Origin of the sequence: Paenibacillus sp. P46E (genome assembly GCF_001909095.1) — a bacterium.
Classification (GTDB): Bacteria; Bacillota; Bacilli; order Paenibacillales; family Paenibacillaceae; genus Paenibacillus_AQ; species Paenibacillus_AQ helianthi.
Window position 1 is genome coordinate 56,722 of record NZ_LVYZ01000045.1, and the last position, 19,427, is coordinate 76,148.

Consider the following 19,427-nt stretch of genomic DNA (forward strand, 5'->3'; position numbering starts at 1 on the left):
CAATTTATGTGTTACGTTCTCTAACGTCATCCCAGTCTTGTATATTTTCCCTCGAGATATATCGGGGTTTTTCTAATTAATTTTTTCCATTATAAGGTTATCCATGTCACATTTCACATCATCAAAAAACGTTCCGTCTCAAAACTTCATAAATTTTATGTGGATTTTACATTTTACCGGTGGTAAAATCTTCTTAATATTTTTCCTACTAATCTAGACGGAAATAAAAGGGATCAATAGAAAAGGAGAATCCGCACTGACTGTCTGAAGCAGGAGAGATGTGAGCCAGAATTAACAACATAACTTGGAGGGGATTACATTTGGAGTGGACAAAACTACCTCGTAAGCTGTCTGTACTAGCCTTATCACTGGGCGTGACAGCCGGTATGATTCCGGGAGCGGCTTTCGCCGCCAGCAGCTTGCAGACGTCATCATTAAACAATCAACTAACATCTTTGATTCAATCAAATCCGACTATTATTTCTCCACAGATCAACACCAAATCCTCAAATAATATCCGGGTCATTGTTCAATTAAGCGGCCAGCCTGCAGCTGTCGGTAAATACGCGGCCAAGCAGGGAATCTCAGCTCTAGCCAAAACAGCTACCGAAGCGGCGGTAAAGAGCCAGCAGACCAGTGTGCTTGACCAGGCAAAAGCCAAAGGCATTGGCCTCACTGTCAACTACAAGTATGACACCATACTGAACGGCTTTGAAGTTACCGTTCCGGCGAACAAGATTCCGGAGCTGGCTAAGATTTCCGGCGTTACTTCCATTTACCCGAACAGCACCTGGTACACTCTTCCTGATCAGACAGTAACTGATACTACTTACAGAAACGACAATGCTCCACTCGAGCAGATTCGTGCCACATGGGCTGCGGATCACGGAATTAATGGTGCAGGCTTGAAAGTCGGCGTCATCGATACAGGTGTAGACTATAAGCACCCGGACATCGCAGCAGCCTACAAAGGCGGCTATGACTCCTTCTATCAGGACAATGATCCTTATGAAGAAGTTCCGCTGACCCCCGATAAAGATCCCTATGGCGTAGGCTATGGCGGAACGTATCACGGCACTCATGTAGCCGGCACCATTATTGGACAATATGCCGCCAAAGGTGATGTGGCCCAAAAAGGTGTAGCCCCTGGTGCAGAGCTTTATGTGTATAAGGTACTGGGACGCAATCTGGATAAACCAAGCACATCCTCCGGCTCTTCCGCTCAAGTTATTGACGGTATTGAACACGCAGTAAAGGATGGCATGGATGTTATCAACCTGTCATTGGGTTCCGATTCCGAAAAAGATGTGAACTCCCCGGATTCAATAGCGATTAATAACGCTGTTTTATCAGGTGTTGTGGCAGTTATCGCGAACGGCAATAATGGAGAGGCCGGATACTTTTCACTCGGTTCCCCTGCTACATCCCAGCTGGCGATCTCTGTTGGTTCCGTAACTAGTCCAATTGATGCTTACTCCGGCCAGTTCAAGGCGGAAATCGCAAACTCTGTTACTTCAGTGACTTATGATACCTATTATCCGTTCCACATGATGGCTTTCGAGTTGGCACAAACGGACTTTGCAAGCATTATTGGCACTGAGCCCGTTCGTGTTGTCTACGCTGACCTCGGGGCTGATGAAGATTATCCAAAAGAAGATATCAGCGGTTCCATCGTTTTGATATCCCGTGGCGACTTGGCGTTTACAGACAAAATTGCGAATGCAAAGGCACATGGAGCCAAAGCACTTGTAATTTTCAACGGTAATGCTAAAAAAGTGGATGGTAAAAGTGAAGCTATTCTTGACGAAAGCTACAAAGACCGTTCCGGCTTTATCGGTGTGAATCTAGGAAATGGTTACGATAATATTCCTACGTTCGACATTGAAGGCCTAAAAGGCCGTCAGCTGGCCAGAGCGATTATTGCAAATGGAGCTAACCCTACTTATTTCACTTTTGGTTCAAATTATAACCATGAAATGACAACAGGGGATACCATGAGCACCTTCTCCTCCTTGGGTCCGAATGTCGATGGCAACCTGAGCATCAAACCAGACATCGTAGCTCCTGGTGACGGAGTGCTGTCTACATGGCCAGCTTATGGTGGAGATTATTCCAAAGCCTACAACCGTATCAGCGGTACCAGTATGGCTACCCCGCATGTAGCGGGCCTGTCATTGCTGCTCAAGCAGGCGCATCCGGAATATACACCGTTTGATATTCGTGCCGCTCTGGCAAACACTGCAGATCCGATCCTCTACAATGGAAATCCGGAAGACCTGTACCTTCAAGGTCCTGGACGGGCCAATGTTGAAAATGCGATTTTGACTCCGGCACTGCTAGAAGCCGTAGAACCTATCTCTATTCTTGACAAGAACTATCTATCTCAAAGAATCACCAACTACAATCCTTCAACAAGTTTTGGAGTGCTGGTGCCAGGCTCCACGGCCAGCAAAGCGCTGCAGTTGAAGAACGTCAGCAAGAGCAACGTTGCATACACTGCTTCCGTTGAATGGAACTATGGTGATCCGGATAAGGTCTCTGCTACATTGGACAAAACCACTGTAACAGCATCCGCATACGGTACAACCGGATTTAATTTGAATGTTGCCGTTTCAGCTGATGCTGATCCGAAACTGGATTACCAAGGTGAAGTTGTTCTGACAGCTCCAGGACAACCGACCCTGCATCTTCCATTTACTGTCCATGTCAATGATAAGGCTGAACAGCCTGATTGGGGCACAGGCGTACAGGAAGCGGTGATCAGCTCGCCGATTGTGTATTCCAGCTCATCCGCTGTTCTTTCCTACAAACTAAAAGCTGATGATATCAACTATTATGAAGTTAATCTGGTGGGTATGGACGATGCCAAGAAAGGCTCTTTCCAGGTATCCACTACGGGCGCACCGGATAAATTCTTTGCACCGGGCAGCTACAGCACGGTTATCGGAGCCACTTACCAGCCCTATGACAGCAACGGTGATCCTATCGTTGATGCCAAAGGCAACCCTGCCGTAGCAACAATTACCGATGGGATTTATAAGCTTGAGATTCTGGCTATCACTGCAAAAGACAATACCAAGGGACCTATCAAGATTGATTTGAACAATGACACATATTACAGCACCTATACCTCTTTCCGGTTTATAACAGGCTCTGCTCCGTCAACTGGCGGCGGTGGTGGTGTAGTTGCACCGACAACACCAGCGATCCCGGGTACAGCTAAATCCCTTGTGGAAGAAGGGGCAACACAGGTAACTGTAACCCCTGTAACCGCATCGAAGGATGGCGTAACCACTGTAACCGTTAACGACACTGATCTGAAGTCAGCTCTGGCTAAAGCCGCTGCCTCCAAGTCTGCCGTTGTGATCTCCGTAGGGACCATCTCTGACAAATCTGCAGTATTAAGCTTGACTGCTGATCAAGTGAAGCTGCTGGCAGGCATCCACTCGGATAGCTCCATCATTGTTAGTATTGGCGGTTCCGCTGTATCCTTGCCGGTATCCCTGCTCTCAGCTTCTCCTGCTGGTCAAAGCTTGAAGCTTGACATTAAGCAACAGCCTGACGCTGCAAGCAAGCTGGCTGCAAGTACCCCTGGTTCGACGGTAATCGGAACCCCGATTTCCTTTGAAGCTTCATGGACTACAGCTACAAGCAGCACTTACTTGAACGTTCCAAATAATGTTTTCATTAAGAGATCCTTTACAGTACCTGGTGCAATCCAGCCAAAAACTGCAGGTGTGCTCTTCGAAGAGAATGGACTGGTAACCCCGGTTGCTTCTGTATTCGCGCCTCAGACGGATGGAACGACAATCGTTACAGTTAGCCGCCCTGGCTTCTCGGTGTACGCCGCAGTAAGCAAACCGGCTGCAGCCTTCAAGGATATCGCTTCTTCCAAATCGGCTGCTGCGATTCAGACCTTGGCCGACAAGCTGATTATCCAAGGCACTTCGGCGACAACTTTCTCGCCGCTGAGCAATCTGACACGCGCTGAGTTCACCGCACTATTGACCCGTGCACTTGGCTTGCGCACTGATGCCAGCGTTACCTTCTCCGATGTGAAATCATCTGACTGGTATGCTAAAGATGTTGCCGCTGCTTCCAAAGCAGGCCTGATTCTGGGCATTGGCAAAGGTAAATTTGCTCCAACTCAAAAGGTAACCCGTCAAGAGCTTGCTGTTATTCTCGACAGAGCGCTTAAGCTGACAGGAACCGAATTGAAGTCCGTTAATCCTTCGTTCACTGCGTACACCGACAGTGCCAAAGTAGCACCTTATGCGAAGGACAGCCTGCAATCCCTGTCCAAAGCCGGCATCATCGGCAGTGACACTGGAACGACCTTCAATCCTACTGCTCCAGCAACCCGTGAGACAGCTGCTGCTGCTCTCTACGAGCTTCTTAGCAAGATTGGTTTGATCGAGTAGTTCAGAGTATGCTTTCGGTTTCTCCAGCTTGAACCGGAGAATATCAGGCTGCTGTAACCAAAAGATCGTGTATGGCTCAGCCATACACGATCTTTTTTTGCGTTCATCCAGAAATAAATGGATCAGCTTTACCCGGCAAAAGACGTCTGCCCGTCCTCTAAGAGAACGGGCAGACGTCTATGTGTAAATCGATATTATATCGCTGTTACTTCAGAACCTTCAACAATCAGTCGCCGCGGAAGGCACGCTTCACACGGTCAAAGAAGGATTGCTCCTGCTCATGTGTGTTTTCTCCATTGTAAGAAGCAAACTGGCGGAGCAGGTCTTTCTGCTCGTCACTGAGCTTGCTAGGAGTCACGACAATCACCCGTACATGCTGATCCCCAGTTCCTGAGCCGCGCAAATGTGGAACCCCTTTGCCTTTCAGCCGGAAGAAGGTTCCGGTCTGTGTGCCTGCCGGAATCTTGAGCTTCACTTTTTCCGTCAGTGTTGGAATTTCAATCTCGTCGCCAAGCGCTGCCTGGGCAAATGTTAATGGAACCTCACACATAATATCATCGTTCTCGCGTACGAAGAAATCATGCGTCTTCACACGGATAACAATGTACAAATCGCCTGCCGGACCGCCGCGTGTACCGCCTTCGCCTTCGCCCGTCATGCGCAGCTGTGCGCCGTCATCAACGCCGCCCGGAATACGGACATGAATCTTACGCTGTTTCTTGACTTTGCCTTGGCCAGCGCATGTTGTACATTTTTCCTTAATGATTTTGCCGGTGCCTGAGCAATTAGAGCAAGGACGGCGGTTCCGCATTTGTCCAAGCGGTGTGTTCTGCACGAACTCCTGTTGGCCGCTGCCATGGCATACGGAGCAGGTCTCAGGCTTGGTACCGGGTTTGGCACCGGAGCCGAAGCAGGTATCGCAGGTCTCCGTGCGTGGAATGGTGATATCGGTTTCTTTGCCGAATACCGCTTCCTTGAACTCAATGGTCATGGTGTACTGCAAGTCACCGCCGCGCTGCGGAGCGTTCGGATCACGACGGCCACCGCCGCCGAAGAACATATCGAAAATATCGCCAAGCCCTCCGAAATCACCGCCACCGCCGCCAAAGCCGCCGCCCATTCCCTGATTGGGATCCATATGACCATACTGGTCATATCGTGCACGCTGCTGGCCGTCACTAAGCACATCGTAGGCTTCCTTCACTTCTTTGAATTTAGCCTCTGCATCGCTGGCTTTATTGACGTCCGGGTGGTACTGGCGCGCCAGTTTGCGGTACGCCTTCTTCACTTCATCGTCTGATGCATCTCTTCCGAGGCCCAGAATCTCATAATAATCGCGTTTATCTGCCACTGCTTTCACCTCCGTACATCAGTACTCAAACTCCCTGTAACATGTTAAAAGGAAAGTCAAAACACGGGATGCCCCGGTCTTGACCTTCCCTTCGTTCAGAATAAACTTATCGTCTAAGGTTACCCTTGATTCTTCTCGTCGTCAACAACCTCGTAGTCAGCGTCTACGACATTGTCTTTCTTCGCGCCTTCAGAAGCTCCCTGGCCGCCTTCTGCGCCTTGTTCTGCCTGTGCCGCCTGTTCATACAGCTTCACGGACAATTGCTGCACAATCTCGGTCAACGCTTCTGTAGCCGCATTGATTTCTTCCAGGTTATCAGTTTCCAGAGCAGCTTTCAGCTTGTCCTTAGCAGCGTTCGCTTTATCTACTTCAGAAGCATCCACTTTGTCGCCCAGGTCTTTGATTACTTTATCTGTAGAATACACGAGTTGGTCGGCAGAGTTCTTCGCTTCTACCAATTCTTTGCGCTTGCGGTCTTCCTCAGCGTGCAGCTCGGCATCCTTCATCATTTGTTCTACTTCTGCGTCGCTCAGGCCGCTGGAAGAAGTGATGGTGATCTTCTGGCTCTTGTTGGTTCCTTTATCCGTTGCCGATACGTTTACGATACCGTTGGCGTCAATATCGAAGGTAACTTCGATTTGCGGTACGCCGCGTGGTGCCGGTGGAATCTCGTTCAACATGAAGCGTCCCAGGGTCTTGTTGCCGTTCGCCATCTGGCGTTCACCCTGCAGCACGTGAATTTCCACGCTTGGCTGGTTGTCGGCAAAGGTCGAGAAGACCTGCGATTTGCTTGTAGGGATCGTAGTATTGCGTTCGATCATCTTCGTGAACACGCCGCCCGCAGTTTCAATACCCAGGGACAGTGGAGTTACGTCAAGCAATACAACGTCTTTTACGTCACCAGTCAATACACCCGCTTGAACGGCTGCACCAAGGGCTACTACTTCATCCGGGTTAACGCCTTTGTGAGGCTCTTTGCCGGTAAGCTTCTTGATCGCATCTTGTACGGCAGGAATACGTGTGGAACCGCCTACGAGTACGATTCTGTTCAGATCAGCCGGAGTCATACCTGCATCGCTCAGCGCTTGGCGGGTAGGTCCGAGTGTACGTTCAACCAGGCCTGCAGTCAGCTCGTCGAATTTCGCACGGGTCAGGTTGATTTCAAGGTGCTGAGGCACGCCGTCAACAACCGTGATGAACGGAAGGGATACAGTAGTAGTCAGTACGCCGGACAGTTCTTTTTTCGCTTTTTCTGCGGCATCCTTCAGACGTTGTACTGCTGCTTTATCTTTGCTCAGGTCAATGCCCTGCTCTTTTTTGAATTCAGATACGAGGAAATCCATAACCACTTGGTCAAAGTCGTCGCCGCCAAGACGGTTATCACCGCTTGTAGCTTTTACTTCGAAGAAGCCGTCGCCCAGTTCAAGAATGGATACGTCGAATGTACCGCCACCAAGGTCATAGACGAGGATGGTTTGGTCTTCGGATTTCTCCAGACCGTAAGCAAGAGCCGCTGCTGTTGGTTCGTTCACGATACGCAGAACTTCCAGACCGGCAATTTTGCCTGCATCCTTAGTTGCCTGACGCTGGCTGTCATTGAAATAGGCTGGAACCGTGATTACTGCTTGAGTAACGGTTTGGCCTAGATAAGCTTCAGCATCGGATTTCAGCTTTTGCAGGATCATGGCCGAGATCTCTTGTGCCGAGTAGTCTTTGCCGTCAATGCTTTCTTTGTGGTTCGTGCCCATGTGGCGTTTGATGGATGCGATGGTACGGTCCGGGTTCGTAATGGCCTGGCGTTTGGCTGTTTCGCCGACGATACGCTCGCCGTCTTTCTTGAAGCCTACAACCGATGGGGTTGTACGCGCACCTTCCGGATTCGGAATAACGACGGCTTCGCCGCCTTCCATAACGGCCACGCAAGAGTTGGTGGTTCCTAAGTCAATACCGATAACTTTACTCACAGTAATGTGCCTCCTCAAAATGATATGGAGCCTTAGCTCCAGTTGGATTTTCTATTAAGTAATGGATTGGAACTCATATACAACCGGCATATATAGACAGGACTACATGCTGACTTTGACCATGGCTGGACGAAGAACCTTATCCTTCAGGAGATAGCCCTTTTGGACCTCTTCCGTCACGATGCCTTCCTCGTGTTCCTCGCTCTCCACCTGCATGATGGCCTGATGGTATTCAGGGTTGAAAGGCTGTCCTACTGATTCCATGGCTGCAAGGCCTTCAGACTTCAATACCCCTTCCAGCTGCTGGAAAATCATATTCACACCTTTGTTAAACGCCTCGAATTCCGGACTGGCCGGAGCTGTGGCAATTGCACGTTCGAAGTTGTCGAGTACCGGAATCAGTTCACCAACCAGCTTGGCTGTGGCATACTGTGCCAATTCCTCTTTTTCCTTCTGGGTACGGCGGCGGAAGTTATCAAAATCGGCCTGCACACGCAGCGCACGTCCTTGATATTCTTCAGCCAGCTCCTGCAGGCGTCTCGTTGCTTCTCCAGTTCCCGAAGCCTCCTCGAAGGCCTCTTCCGAAGCTTCTGCACCATGCTCAGGGGCTGTTTCAGCCTCATCGGCTGCCTGATTCTCATGTATTACCTGATCCTTAATTTCATTAGTATCCTGAATCTTTTCCTCTTTCAAGTTGTCTTCACCTCCTTAAAATCAGTCACGAAATCAATTACGCTCTGTTCACTTATACCAGTGTGCCAGCATCGCTGTCAAATCCCGGGACAGAATCCCCAGTATGCCCATTACGCGCGCATATTCCATCCGGGTTGGACCCAGGATGCCAATGCTCCCAAGCGCCTTCCCGTCCAGCGAGTACGTGGCAGTAATCAGACTACAGTTGGCAAAAGCCTCATGCTTATTCTCCATGCCGATACGCACCTGCATTCCGGTCCCCCCGGATGCGGGAGCAAGCATTTTGAGGAGTGTAGGCGTTTCTTCCAGCAGGTCGAGAATATTCTTCACCTTATCGACGTCCTTGAACTCCGGCTGGGTAAGCATATTAGTCGCTCCACTGAGATAGATACGCTGTTCATGGTCACTTTCGAGTGCCGTGTCCAGTACCTTCATTAATTCCTCATAGTGGGAGATGTGGCGCTGCATTTCCTCCCCAAGCTCGGAATACAGCTGGCTCTTCAGCTTATAGAGCGGAACATTCACCAGCTTGCTGTTGAGCAGGTTTACCACTTTCTCCATCTCGGACAGAGAAATTCCCGGTGGAATAGTTACAGTCTTATTCTCTACCTGGCCGGTACTTGTAACAATGATCGCCACGGCGGTGTTGTCATCCAGCGGCAGCAGCTGGAAATGGCGCAATGAAGTATGAAAAACCTCCGGCCCCAAAAGGATGGAAGTGTAATTCGTCATATTGGATAGAATCATTGCCGCATGCTGGATAACCTGCTCCGTGGCATTAAGCTTCTCGGCAAAAAATTCACGGATCGTGCCCATTTCCGCCGATTCAGCCGAATTCCATGGTACCAGATGGTCCACATAATAACGGTAGCCCTTATGGGAAGGAATCCGGCCTGCAGAGGTATGAGGCTGTTCCAGATAGCCCAGATCCTCCAAGTCGGCCATTTCGTTACGGATGGTTGCAGGACTGTAGCCTACATCTCCCCGTTTGGAAATGCTTCGCGAACCAACCGGCTCGGCAGAAGTAATGTAATCATCTACGATGGCATTCAAAATCATTCTCTGGCGTTCGGTTAACATGCAAATCCCCTCCTGTCGGCTGTGGCTCCCGATTCGTTAGCACTCTAGTCAGATGAGTGCTAACCACTAATACAAAAATACCAAACTGACCTTGGCATTGTCAAGTCAGTTCAATATCTTCGCTGCGCCTATTTCAGCCGATCCGGGCTTCCCGCGACGTTCGGCAGACCAGTTGCATTACCTTACGGTGCAGAAAAGGAAAAAGCGTAAACAAAATATCCATCGTCCGGCGCAGCGGCATGGGGTTCACCAGCGCTTCATTTTTCTCCAAGCCTTTACACGCAAGAGCGGCAAAATACTCCGGTGTCATAAGCTTTTGCTTTTTAACTTGGGTCAACACCTTCATTTTATCCATATGTACCGCCTCACCGCTTTCAAAAATCGGCGTGTCGACAAATGCCGGACACAGGCAGCTTACCTTGACACCGTATGCCTCTGCCTCATAATGCAGAGAAGTCGTCAGCCCGACCACCGCATGCTTCGTCGCAGAATAAGCACCACTTCCAGGAGCAGGTCCGAGACCAGCTGCAGAAGCCGTATTGGCAATGTACCCGAACCCTTGTTTCATCATTAAAGGATAGGCTGACTGCACCCCATGAATGACTCCCCACAGATTCACATCCACGATCCTTTGCCAGTTCTCCTGTGTCATATCCCCAATCTCCCCGTACATTGCAATTCCAGCATTGTTGAACATATAATCCAAACGCCCAAAATCCCGGTAAATACCATCTACCATTGCTTTTACCGCAGTTCCATCAGTGACATCCATCGGAATGAAGCGACACTCCCCGCCCATCCGCTCAAGTTCAGCCGCCGTCCTAAGCCCTTCCTCTGCGTTCAGATCAGCGATAACAATGTACACCCCTCTTTGCTATACGCATAAGCTTCACATTCGTTGCCACCAAATTCTTCTTTGGCCTCATCCACTCAATGGTTATCAGATGTAATCAAAAAAACCACTCTTCCGCAAACGGATTCCGTCTGCAGAAAAGTGGTTATGCATCTTATATAAGGTAAGCCAGTTAGGCTAATGCCGCTCTGGTTATTAATCCAGCTTCTTCAGCACGGCGATTTCATCGCAGGCAAGCTGCTTCTTGCAGTTCACGCAATCGGTCCAGACCTTCTCCGGGAAAATCTCCTTCTCTACAACGGTAAAGCCGTTTCTGAGAAAAAAGTCCACTGCATAAGTCAGCGCCATAATCTTGGGAATCTTCTGGCGTTTGGCTTCTTCCGTCAGCTTCTCCAGGATCATCGAACCCACGCCTTTGCCTTTACCCTCATCACGCAATCCGATCGAACGGACCTCCACGAGATCAGCGCCCAGTCTGAACAGCGATCCGCAGCCGATGAATTGGCCGCCTAATTCGGCGATCACGAACTGGTCAATCTGGCGGGTCAGTGCTTGCCTGGAACGGGGAAGCATAATTCCGCGCTGAGCGTATTCTTCTATCATTAAATACAGCGGCTCTACATCTTCCACCGTAGCATTTCTGCATATCACCTTGTGGTCTCCCTCAGGAGCCGACTGGCGGACCTTCTCCGTTTTGACAAGCACTTTGACTCACCCCTTGTTGTTAATATGAATAAATATACAACAGAGTGAATTACAATTCAAGATATATTTTAAAATTAAACCTCTGTCAAAGCCCCGACAAATTCGCCGAAAACATCGTTCCCGAACAGGATACCCTGCTTGCTTAGGCGATAGATGTCACCATCCTGCTCGAGCAGACCGGCGGTAAGCATTTTATTCAGCGACCCTTCAAAAATATCCTGCAGAGACTTCCCGAACTGTGCCTGGAACGCTTGATCCGACACACCCTCACGCATGCGTAGGCCAACCATCATGAAGTCCTCCATCGCCTCCTGCTCGGAGACCCTGAAGCTGTCCAGACGCGGCAGTCCCTTAAGTGAAGATTCAATGTACGGATTCACACCCTTGATATTCATATGCCGCTGCCGTTTCACATATCCATGCGCCCCGGCCCCTAGGCCATAGTAATCCTCATTACGCCAATACGTAATATTGTGACGGCTCTCCATCCCCGGCTTGGCAAAGTTACTGATCTCATATTGCCCGTAACCTGCAGCTTCCATAGTAGACATCAGCAGGAGGTACATCTCCAGTTCATCCTCTTCGCTGGGCAGCGGAAGCTTGTTCTTGTTAAAGAGGGTATGAAACAGTGTATTCTCCTCGACCTTGAGGCTATAGATTGAATAATGCGGCAAATTCAGCTCCAGTGCCTTGGATATACTCTCCCTCAGCATATCGACGGTCTGGTTCGGCAGTCCGAACATAAGATCTACCGACAGATTATGCAGACCCACACTGCGCGCATTCTCCAGACTTCGGTAGACATCATCCACGTTATGAATGCGCCCAATGCCGCTTAGCAGCTCATTCTGAAAAGCCTGTACGCCAAAGCTGACCCGGTTGACGCCGCCTTCCTTCATGACTGCAAGCTTATCTTGATCTGTGGTTCCAGGATTAGCTTCCATAGAGAACTCTATATTCTCATCCCACTGGGGGAAGTGTGTGCGGACCGATTTTAGAAAATAGGCCATTTCATCCGGCTTCAGCACCGTAGGAGTTCCCCCGCCGACAAAAATCGTCTTGATCACGCCAGGCGGAGTATTTTTCACCGTAAGTTCCATTTCCCGGTCCAGCGCTTGCAGGTAATCCATGACTGGCTGATCCTTCAGGACATAGGAATTGAAATCACAGTAAAAACATTTATTGGTGCAGAAAGGGATATGAATGTATACAGCCTCCGGGGGACGGCCATTATTCAGGTTTGTCATAGCTGTCTCCTTTGTTCAAAATTATATATCTATATAGATTGAACTTGTGATGGTTCTACTTCGGGAATGGTCGTGACTGCTGATAATGTTTGGACTTCCGGCCGCGGTTGTCTGCAGATTTCTTGATTTGCACGCTGTTCGCGGTGGAAATCCGCAGACAATGGCGGACGTATTCGCTCCTACAGTTCCAAACTTCTCTTCCGCCACTTTTCCCTGGTCGTATATTTCAAAAGTTCAAGCTATTTAGCCAGAAAAGGGAAGCCGTCAGGCTTCCCTTCAGAACACACTAGCGTTCGTTACTCAGCACGAGCCGGGGCTCGCTACAAGCTACTCGTCAATCTTAAGCACCGCCATGAACGCTTCCTGCGGCACTTCAACGCTACCGACCTGTTTCATGCGCTTTTTACCTTCCTTCTGCTTCTCCAGCAGCTTCCGTTTACGCGAAATGTCACCGCCGTAGCATTTGGCTAGGACGTTCTTGCGCATCGCCTTAACCGTCTCGCGGGCCACGACTTTTGTTCCGACAGATGCCTGAATCGGCACCTCGAACATTTGCCGCGGAATAATACCGCGCAGCTTCTCACAAATGATGCGGCCGCGGTTATAAGCGCGGTCACGGTGGACGATGAATGACAAGGCATCGACCTGCTCATTATTTAGCAGAATGTCCATCTTAACCAGGTTCGACTGGCGATAGCCCGATACTTCATAATCGTAGGAAGCATACCCTTTCGTTCCTGATTTCAGCTGGTCAAAGAAGTCATAGACAATCTCGGACAACGGAATCTCATATGTGATGGTGACTCGGCTTGTGTCCAGATACTCCATATTGACGAATTCACCGCGTTTGTTCTGGCACAGCTCCATGACCGTACCTACGTAATCGTTCGGCACAATGATTCCGGCTTTGACATACGGCTCTTCAATATAGTCGATCGTGCCAATCTCCGGATAATGCGAAGGATTGTCGATCTGAATGATCTCACCGTTGGTCAGCTTAATGCGGTAAATTACGCTTGGTGCCGTGGTGATCAGCGGCAGATTGAATTCACGCTCAATCCGCTCCTGAATAATCTCCATGTGCAAGAGTCCCAGGAAGCCGCAACGGAAGCCAAAGCCCAGCGCGCTTGAGCTTTCCGGCTCAAAGCTGAGTGAAGCATCGTTGAGCTGCAGTTTCTCCAGTGCTTCGCGCAAGTCATTGTAATCCGAGGTTTCGATCGGATAGAGACCACAATAGACCATCGGGTTGATCTTGCGGTAACCCGGCAGCGGCTCCGGTGTCGGATTCTTGGCGTCTGTTACGGTATCACCCACGCGGGTATCGCCGACATGCTTGATTCCGGCAACGATGAAACCAACATCACCGATGTTAAGTTCGGATACGATGCTCATACGCGGCATGAACGCACCGACCTCAATCACCTCGAAGGTCTTGTCCGTTGCCATCATCTTAATCTTCGAACCGGCGCGGATACTGCCATCAATAACGCGCACATATACGATAACACCTTTGTACGGATCATAATGTGAGTCAAAAATTAGCGCCTTCAGCGGTTCTTCGGAATTCCCGGTTGGTGCAGGAACCTGCTTCACTACCTGTTCCAGGATTTCCTTGATGCCGATACCGGCTTTGGCGGAAGCTAGTACCGCTTCACTGGTATCCAGTCCGATGACATCCTCAATTTCCTGCTTCACCCGGTCAGGATCAGCGTTCGGCAGGTCAATCTTGTTGATGACCGGCAGAATTTCCAGGTCGTTGTCCAGCGCCAGATATACGTTGGCCAGGGTCTGGGCTTCAATTCCCTGTGCAGCGTCTACCACCAGAAGTGCGCCTTCACAGGCTGCAAGACTGCGGGAAACTTCATACGTGAAATCGACATGCCCCGGTGTGTCAATCAGGTTGAGATAATAATCCTGCCCATCATCGGCACGGTAGGTCAAGCGCACAGCCTGCAGCTTGATGGTGATGCCGCGTTCGCGCTCCAGATCCATCTGGTCCAGCACCTGCTCCTGCATTTCGCGCGAAGTAAGCGCACCTGTATATTCCAAAATGCGGTCGGCCAGTGTCGATTTACCATGGTCTATATGTGCAATAATCGAGAAATTGCGGATTTGTTGTTGTCTTTTCTGAACGTCAGTCATTCCTTACCCCCACAGACAGCCTAATGTTAATCCACTTATTATAACAGTACACGCTTCGCCCATCAATCCCGCCTGACCCCATACGCTCCAAGAAAGGATCTGCGGCATAGAAAAAGGCGGATTCTCCACCCCTGAGGATGGTGAATCCGCTACTTTGTAGGAATCAAAAATTCATGATGGGCCGCATTGCGGGGTCCGAGTCAGTTTATTCCTTAGCAGAATCGAACAGTGAGACCACCCAGCGGATACTCTTTTGCGACGCTTCTTGCAGCAGCCCCGCTGTTTTGTCGGCAAGCTTGTCCACTGTGGGCTTCTGCTCATCAGGGATAAGGATCTGTTCAGGACTCATACGGCTGTAGTCCGGAACCTCCTGCTGCGGCAGATTGCCGGCTGCGCTCTGGCCCGCAGGGGTTTGCGGCTGCACCTGGGCAACCTTGTACTCGCCAGTGACAGGATCTACAGTCACAGGAACATACACATAGGCTTGCCCGCCTTGCGCCAAACCTGTCACTGGGACTGAATGCACCTCAGTCTTCTGGCCAGCAGGGGCAGTTTGAGCTGTCCCGGTTGCACCATTCCAGCCAGGCACTGCGGTAGAAGCATTTGTACCCAAACTGCTGCTGAACTGCATGCCTGCCAATATGCCGATCCCCAACGATATGCCGACTACGACCAGTTTTTTGCCGAACCGCGACATCTGAATGTCCCCCTCTCTACTTTTATGATTCAGTCACTTTACTTCCCTGTGCCTACCCCGGCATCAGGTGCCGCCGCTTTCTCTGCATCATGGCTGCTCCAGTACACATCGGCGATCGCATCCGCCAAAATATCCGCCGTCCGCTTCAGTTCATCTGCAGAATTGTCGATACCGCCCACCTCAATTAATACACTGTTAGGAGAAAGAGTCTGATTATACTCACCATTATTGCCATTCCCGGAGGACTTGCCCCAGATGCCACGGGAAACACCCGGATAGTCTTTTTCAAGCAGCTGATGAATTTTGTTGGCGAACGCCTCATTCTTCTTCCAATCTTTATTCGCATGACCAAGGATAAAATACACCTGAGCGTAACTTTTCCCGTCTATGACGGCTGTGGTTTTACCATGCCGCTGCGAATCACGATGGATATCTATCATTTCATTCATTTCCTGGTTGGCACTTAGCACTGCCTTGACAGTCATTCTTGAATATTTATAGGAAAAGTTCCAATTGTAATCCGGCACCTTCGTGGCGTAATCCTCTTGTTTGTGAACAGTACCAATTCCGCGCTGCTCCAGTCTTTTGGCAATATATGATCCTACCAGCATTACATTTTTGGAAGGAATAGCGGAGCTTGGATTGTCACTCTCTACCCCCAGCAGCGGATTATAGGCCTCGCGGGGATGGGAATGATAGATTAAGATCCGTTTGATCGAAGTATCCTGGCTGCTGCCGGGTATGGACTCACTGCCGTTGCCGCCTGATGAATCCGGTGCGATGGTGGGCTCAGGCTGCGGTGCGGCCGTTTCACCGCCATCCGGCTCGTCCGATCCGTCGCTGTGCGCAGGCTCTGTTCCGCCTGACCCCGCTTCTGTTCCTGTCTCATCCCCTTTACCATTCCCACCGGAATCTCCAGCTGCCAGCTCATCCGTTCCCGGATGGTAATCCGCAGGAGCATCCTTAGCCCCGCCAGAGCCCAGACGTAGCAGGAACGGATCATCCGCGGCCAGGCCCGGAACCTCACGGGAGAGCAGGCTTTTCGGGTCGCCGGGGTCCACACTGGTCAGCATCCGAAAGACGAAGGAAGTTACGTTTTTGCCCGAAAATGCAGACGGCTCTTCACCTTTCGGCAGATGGGGAACCTCCATACCGAGCAGTTCCATAAAAAACCCGCTGGATAAGGAAGCCGCCAACCCTCTCATTGACGGAATGGGTGAAGAGTTCAGCTTTTGACCGGCCAATCCACCGGCTCCAAGCAGCATAAAAAACACAAGTGAACCTCCGGCCAGCAGCAGCATCGTTCTCCCCAGCGACAGGATATCCAGCAGCTTTCCCCGCAGCCGGCCGATATTCCATAGCTGAAACCATTTTCTGTTCATTATTGTTATGTCCTCCTCCAGCCCTCTGTAATCTCTTATACTCCCAATCTATGAGCGGAAGAGGAATGGTAGAACCTGAAATGAGAGAAAAGGAAGACCTGCCTAACCAGGCCGTCAAAATGAAGCATTGTTCATCCTACGAAAAAAAGCCCGACCGCTGCCGGCAGGCAGACTGGGCGGGCATGGCGTACCGCAGGACAGGTTTCAGTGGGTATACGCTCCCACATTGCCCGGATCCACAGCCTCATGGAGCGCAGCGTTCAGCCCACTGGCTACGATGTTGGCGATTTCTTCAATAAATTCATCAATTTCCTTCGGCGTAACAATCAGATCATGTCCGAGCGGTTCCAGCACTTCTTTGACGAGCGACAGCCGTTCCTGTTCAGAGATGTCGTCCAGCATGCCCATTATTTCTTTGGTATGGGCGGCTCCGGCTCCAACCTGTCCAAAATGCCTGCTCATCATCTCCAGCACATTATTCACGATGGTTGAAGCATAGCAGACGGTAGGAACGCCGATCGCAATACAGGGAATCCCGAGAATTTCCTTGGTTAGCCCCCGGCGTTTATTGCCAATTCCGGAACCGGGATGGATGCCGATATCGGCGATTTGAATGGTCGTATTAATTCGTTCCAGTGAACGGGATGCCAGTGCATCTATCGCGATAATCACGTCGGGCTTCGTACGGTCCACGATTCCCTGGACCACTTCACTGGATTCAATACCGGTCAGCCCCAGCACACCTGGTGCAATTGCGCTCACCTTGCGGTAACCCGGAGAGACTTGATCGGGAACCAGCTCGTAGAACTGGCGTGTAACCAGCGAATTCTCCACAACGAGCGGTCCCAGTGAATCCGGAGTCACGTTCCAGTTGCCAAGGCCGACAATCAGCACCGACGAGTCGCGGTCAATACCGATTCTGTCCATGAACTGTTCAAATTCTCTGGCAAAAACCACGGATACCTTCTGCTGCAGACCAGTATCGCCGCCGCGAAGTGCCGGAACCTCCAGCGTCACGTAGTTTCCTATGGCGCGTCCAATGGCCTGTGAGCCTGCATTATTCGCTACGGCAAGACGGGTGACCTTAATGCCATCCGCTTCCTCTACCTCTTCGTTCACACCGGGGATAGGCGTTTTTTGCGGTCCCTGAGCCATTTCTTTGGCTTCCAGCGCCAAATCTGTGCGTACCGAATATAGCTGAAGATCCAGTTCCATTATTAGTTCAGCCTCCTTATCCATATTGATGATAGTGTGCGAGTGAAGGCCTTGCTTTATTCAAGCAGGAATGGGTTAAATTAAAAGCATTAGTCTTGCATTTTGTGTGCGGTCATGCTAAACTATTTTAAGTTGTGAATCATTTGATGATTTCGAATGTCTTTCAGGAGGTGAATGCAATGCCAAATATCAAATCCGCGGTAAAACGCGTCAAGACGGCCGAGAAACGCCGTGCACTGAACGCTTCCCAGAAATCCGCGCTTCGTACAGCTGTGAAAACTGCTGATGTAGCTCTGACTGGTACTGAAGTGGAAACTGCTCAAGCTGCTTTCCAAGCTGCTTCCAAAAAGCTGGACAAGGCTGTAACTAAAGGCCTGGTTCATAAAAATGCGGCTGCCCGCAAAAAATCCCGCTTGGCGAAGAAATTGAACGCTCTTAAGGCTCAAGCCTAAGCCAAGGGCGACATTAATAATGAGCACTATAAGAACCTGACCGCTATGCTGCATACGGTTAGGTTTTTTTGTTTTTGTTTTTAAGCAAAAATAACCAACAGAAGCCTGCCCGTTAGCGTTCCTACGCTGCGGAGCAGGCTTTATGTTATTACAATCTTGAAATCACCGGTTCACCTTCAGGCTCCTAGCCGTAACATGAACATCTCCAAACCCAGCACTTTGTCGATAGCCCCTGTCTTCATCTGGTAGTCCAGGTCAGCCAGAAAGCTGAGAATCTGCCGCAGCCGCTGGCTCTCGAACTTATGAGCCTGTTCACCGGCAAGCTTGACGGCATAGGGATGCAGCCCCAGTTGGGAAGCGATCTGGCCTTGTGAGTAGCTCTGGGCTGACAGATCCTTCACCTGCAAAATCATCCGAAACTGTCTCGCAATCAGCGCCGCAATCTTAATAGGCTCTTCCCGCTGCTTCAGCAGCTCATAGAGTGTATTCAGCGCCTTGTCCAGGCGCAGATTGGCGATATCCTCTACCAGCGTGAACACGTTCTGTTCGGTCCCGCGGTGTACAAGGCTCTCAATTGCTGCGGCATCCACCGTCCCGCCCTTGCCTGCAAACAGGCTCAGCTTGTCCATTTCCGCCGACAATCCCTGTAGTCCTGTTCCGGCATTGGCCACAAGAGCCGCTGCTGCACCCGGTGCGGACACGCAGCCCCGTTCCCGTAAGCCCTTCTCGACCCAGCGCAGCAGTTCCTCTGCGCCTAAAGGATTAAAGGCAAGCACAGTCCCTGCAGCCTTGGCTGTCTTAACGATTTTTTTTCGTTCATCCAGCTTGTCATTATTGACCATGAAGACGATGATACTAAAATCTGCCGGATGCTGCATATATTCGCTGAGAACTTCTATGCGATGTTCGATCTTGGCATTATCCTTGCCTGCAGTGAACAGGGAGGCGTCACGCACCAGCAGCAGCTTCCGCTCCACCATGAACGGCACAGTCTCCGCTTCTTCCACAACCGCCTGCACCGGCGTCTCGGAAAGATCAAAGGGAATGACAGCAAAATCCCGGTCCTCTTTGGCAATCAGATGATCCTCCAGAAAAGCCGCAAATTCATTCATCCGGAACTTCTCGCTGCCGTACAGCACGTAGAGTGGCAATACATTCCCTTGTTTGATGTCTTTGGCCGCCGTTTTGGCATCCATCCCGCCACTTCCTTTTCCATTTCAGTCTT

Annotated in this window: 14 protein-coding genes; 2 read left to right on the plus strand and 12 right to left on the minus strand. The window is 50.4% G+C overall.

From position 1 onward, the window contains the following. Positions 1–320: 320 nt before the first annotated feature. Positions 321–4,421 (plus strand): S8 family serine peptidase, encoded by a 4,101-nt coding sequence (locus A3849_RS33895; protein WP_074112530.1) that lies wholly within the window; start codon positions 321–323, stop codon positions 4,419–4,421. A 226-nt stretch (positions 4,422–4,647) separates the two neighbouring features. On the opposite strand, the gene dnaJ is transcribed toward A3849_RS33895, so the two are convergent. From dnaJ to gpr, 11 genes are all read right to left on the minus strand, one after another. Further along, a complete protein-coding gene (gene dnaJ / locus A3849_RS17235; protein ID WP_074086315.1) occupies positions 4,648–5,772 on the minus strand; it encodes a molecular chaperone DnaJ in 1,125 nt (374 codons plus the stop codon). A 119-nt stretch (positions 5,773–5,891) separates the two neighbouring features. After that, positions 5,892–7,736 carry a molecular chaperone DnaK gene (gene dnaK, locus A3849_RS17240; RefSeq protein ID WP_074112531.1) on the minus strand — a complete coding sequence of 615 codons (1,845 nt, stop codon included), beginning with the start codon at positions 7,734–7,736 and terminating at the stop codon, positions 5,892–5,894. Between the two features lie 102 nt (positions 7,737–7,838). Continuing rightward, positions 7,839–8,429 carry a nucleotide exchange factor GrpE gene (grpE, locus tag A3849_RS17245; protein ID WP_256700806.1) on the minus strand — a complete coding sequence of 197 codons (591 nt, stop codon included), beginning with the start codon at positions 8,427–8,429 and terminating at the stop codon, positions 7,839–7,841. A gap of 48 nt (positions 8,430–8,477) precedes the next feature. Further along, entirely contained in the window at positions 8,478–9,509 is a 1,032-nt protein-coding gene (hrcA, locus tag A3849_RS17250; protein WP_074112532.1) for a heat-inducible transcriptional repressor HrcA, read from the minus strand. Positions 9,510–9,642: 133 nt separating this feature from the next. Continuing rightward, on the minus strand, positions 9,643–10,374 hold the full coding sequence (locus tag A3849_RS17255; protein ID WP_083613556.1) for an SDR family NAD(P)-dependent oxidoreductase: 732 nt from the start codon (positions 10,372–10,374) through the stop codon (positions 9,643–9,645). Between the two features lie 183 nt (positions 10,375–10,557). Then, a complete protein-coding gene (locus tag A3849_RS17260; protein WP_143191846.1) occupies positions 10,558–11,067 on the minus strand; it encodes an N-acetyltransferase in 510 nt (169 codons plus the stop codon). 74 nt (positions 11,068–11,141) lie between these two features. Beyond that, complete coding sequence (hemW, locus tag A3849_RS17265) at positions 11,142–12,314, minus strand: radical SAM family heme chaperone HemW (RefSeq protein ID WP_074112533.1); 1,173 nt, start codon at positions 12,312–12,314, stop codon at positions 11,142–11,144. A gap of 327 nt (positions 12,315–12,641) precedes the next feature. Beyond that, positions 12,642–14,456 carry a translation elongation factor 4 gene (gene lepA / locus A3849_RS17270; RefSeq protein WP_074112534.1) on the minus strand — a complete coding sequence of 605 codons (1,815 nt, stop codon included), beginning with the start codon at positions 14,454–14,456 and terminating at the stop codon, positions 12,642–12,644. 205 nt (positions 14,457–14,661) lie between these two features. After that, positions 14,662–15,153, minus strand: a complete 492-nt coding sequence (locus A3849_RS17275; RefSeq protein WP_074112535.1) for a hypothetical protein — start codon at positions 15,151–15,153, stop codon at positions 14,662–14,664. A 38-nt stretch (positions 15,154–15,191) separates the two neighbouring features. Then, positions 15,192–16,535, minus strand: a complete 1,344-nt coding sequence (locus A3849_RS17280) for a stage II sporulation protein P (protein ID WP_074112536.1) — start codon at positions 16,533–16,535, stop codon at positions 15,192–15,194. Between the two features lie 204 nt (positions 16,536–16,739). Continuing rightward, positions 16,740–17,750 (minus strand): GPR endopeptidase, encoded by a 1,011-nt coding sequence (gene gpr / locus A3849_RS17285; protein WP_074112537.1) that lies wholly within the window; start codon positions 17,748–17,750, stop codon positions 16,740–16,742. A gap of 179 nt (positions 17,751–17,929) precedes the next feature. Here gpr and rpsT point away from each other — a divergent pair, with 179 nt between their 5' ends. Further along, the gene (rpsT, locus tag A3849_RS17290; RefSeq protein WP_074086304.1) at positions 17,930–18,202 is read left to right on the plus strand and encodes a 30S ribosomal protein S20; all 273 of its coding nucleotides are present in this window, start codon (positions 17,930–17,932) and stop codon (positions 18,200–18,202) included. Positions 18,203–18,378: 176 nt separating this feature from the next. Here rpsT and holA read toward each other — a convergent pair whose 3' ends face one another. Further along, positions 18,379–19,398 (minus strand): DNA polymerase III subunit delta, encoded by a 1,020-nt coding sequence (holA, locus tag A3849_RS17295; protein ID WP_074112538.1) that lies wholly within the window; start codon positions 19,396–19,398, stop codon positions 18,379–18,381. Between the last annotated feature and the right edge of the window lie 29 nt (positions 19,399–19,427).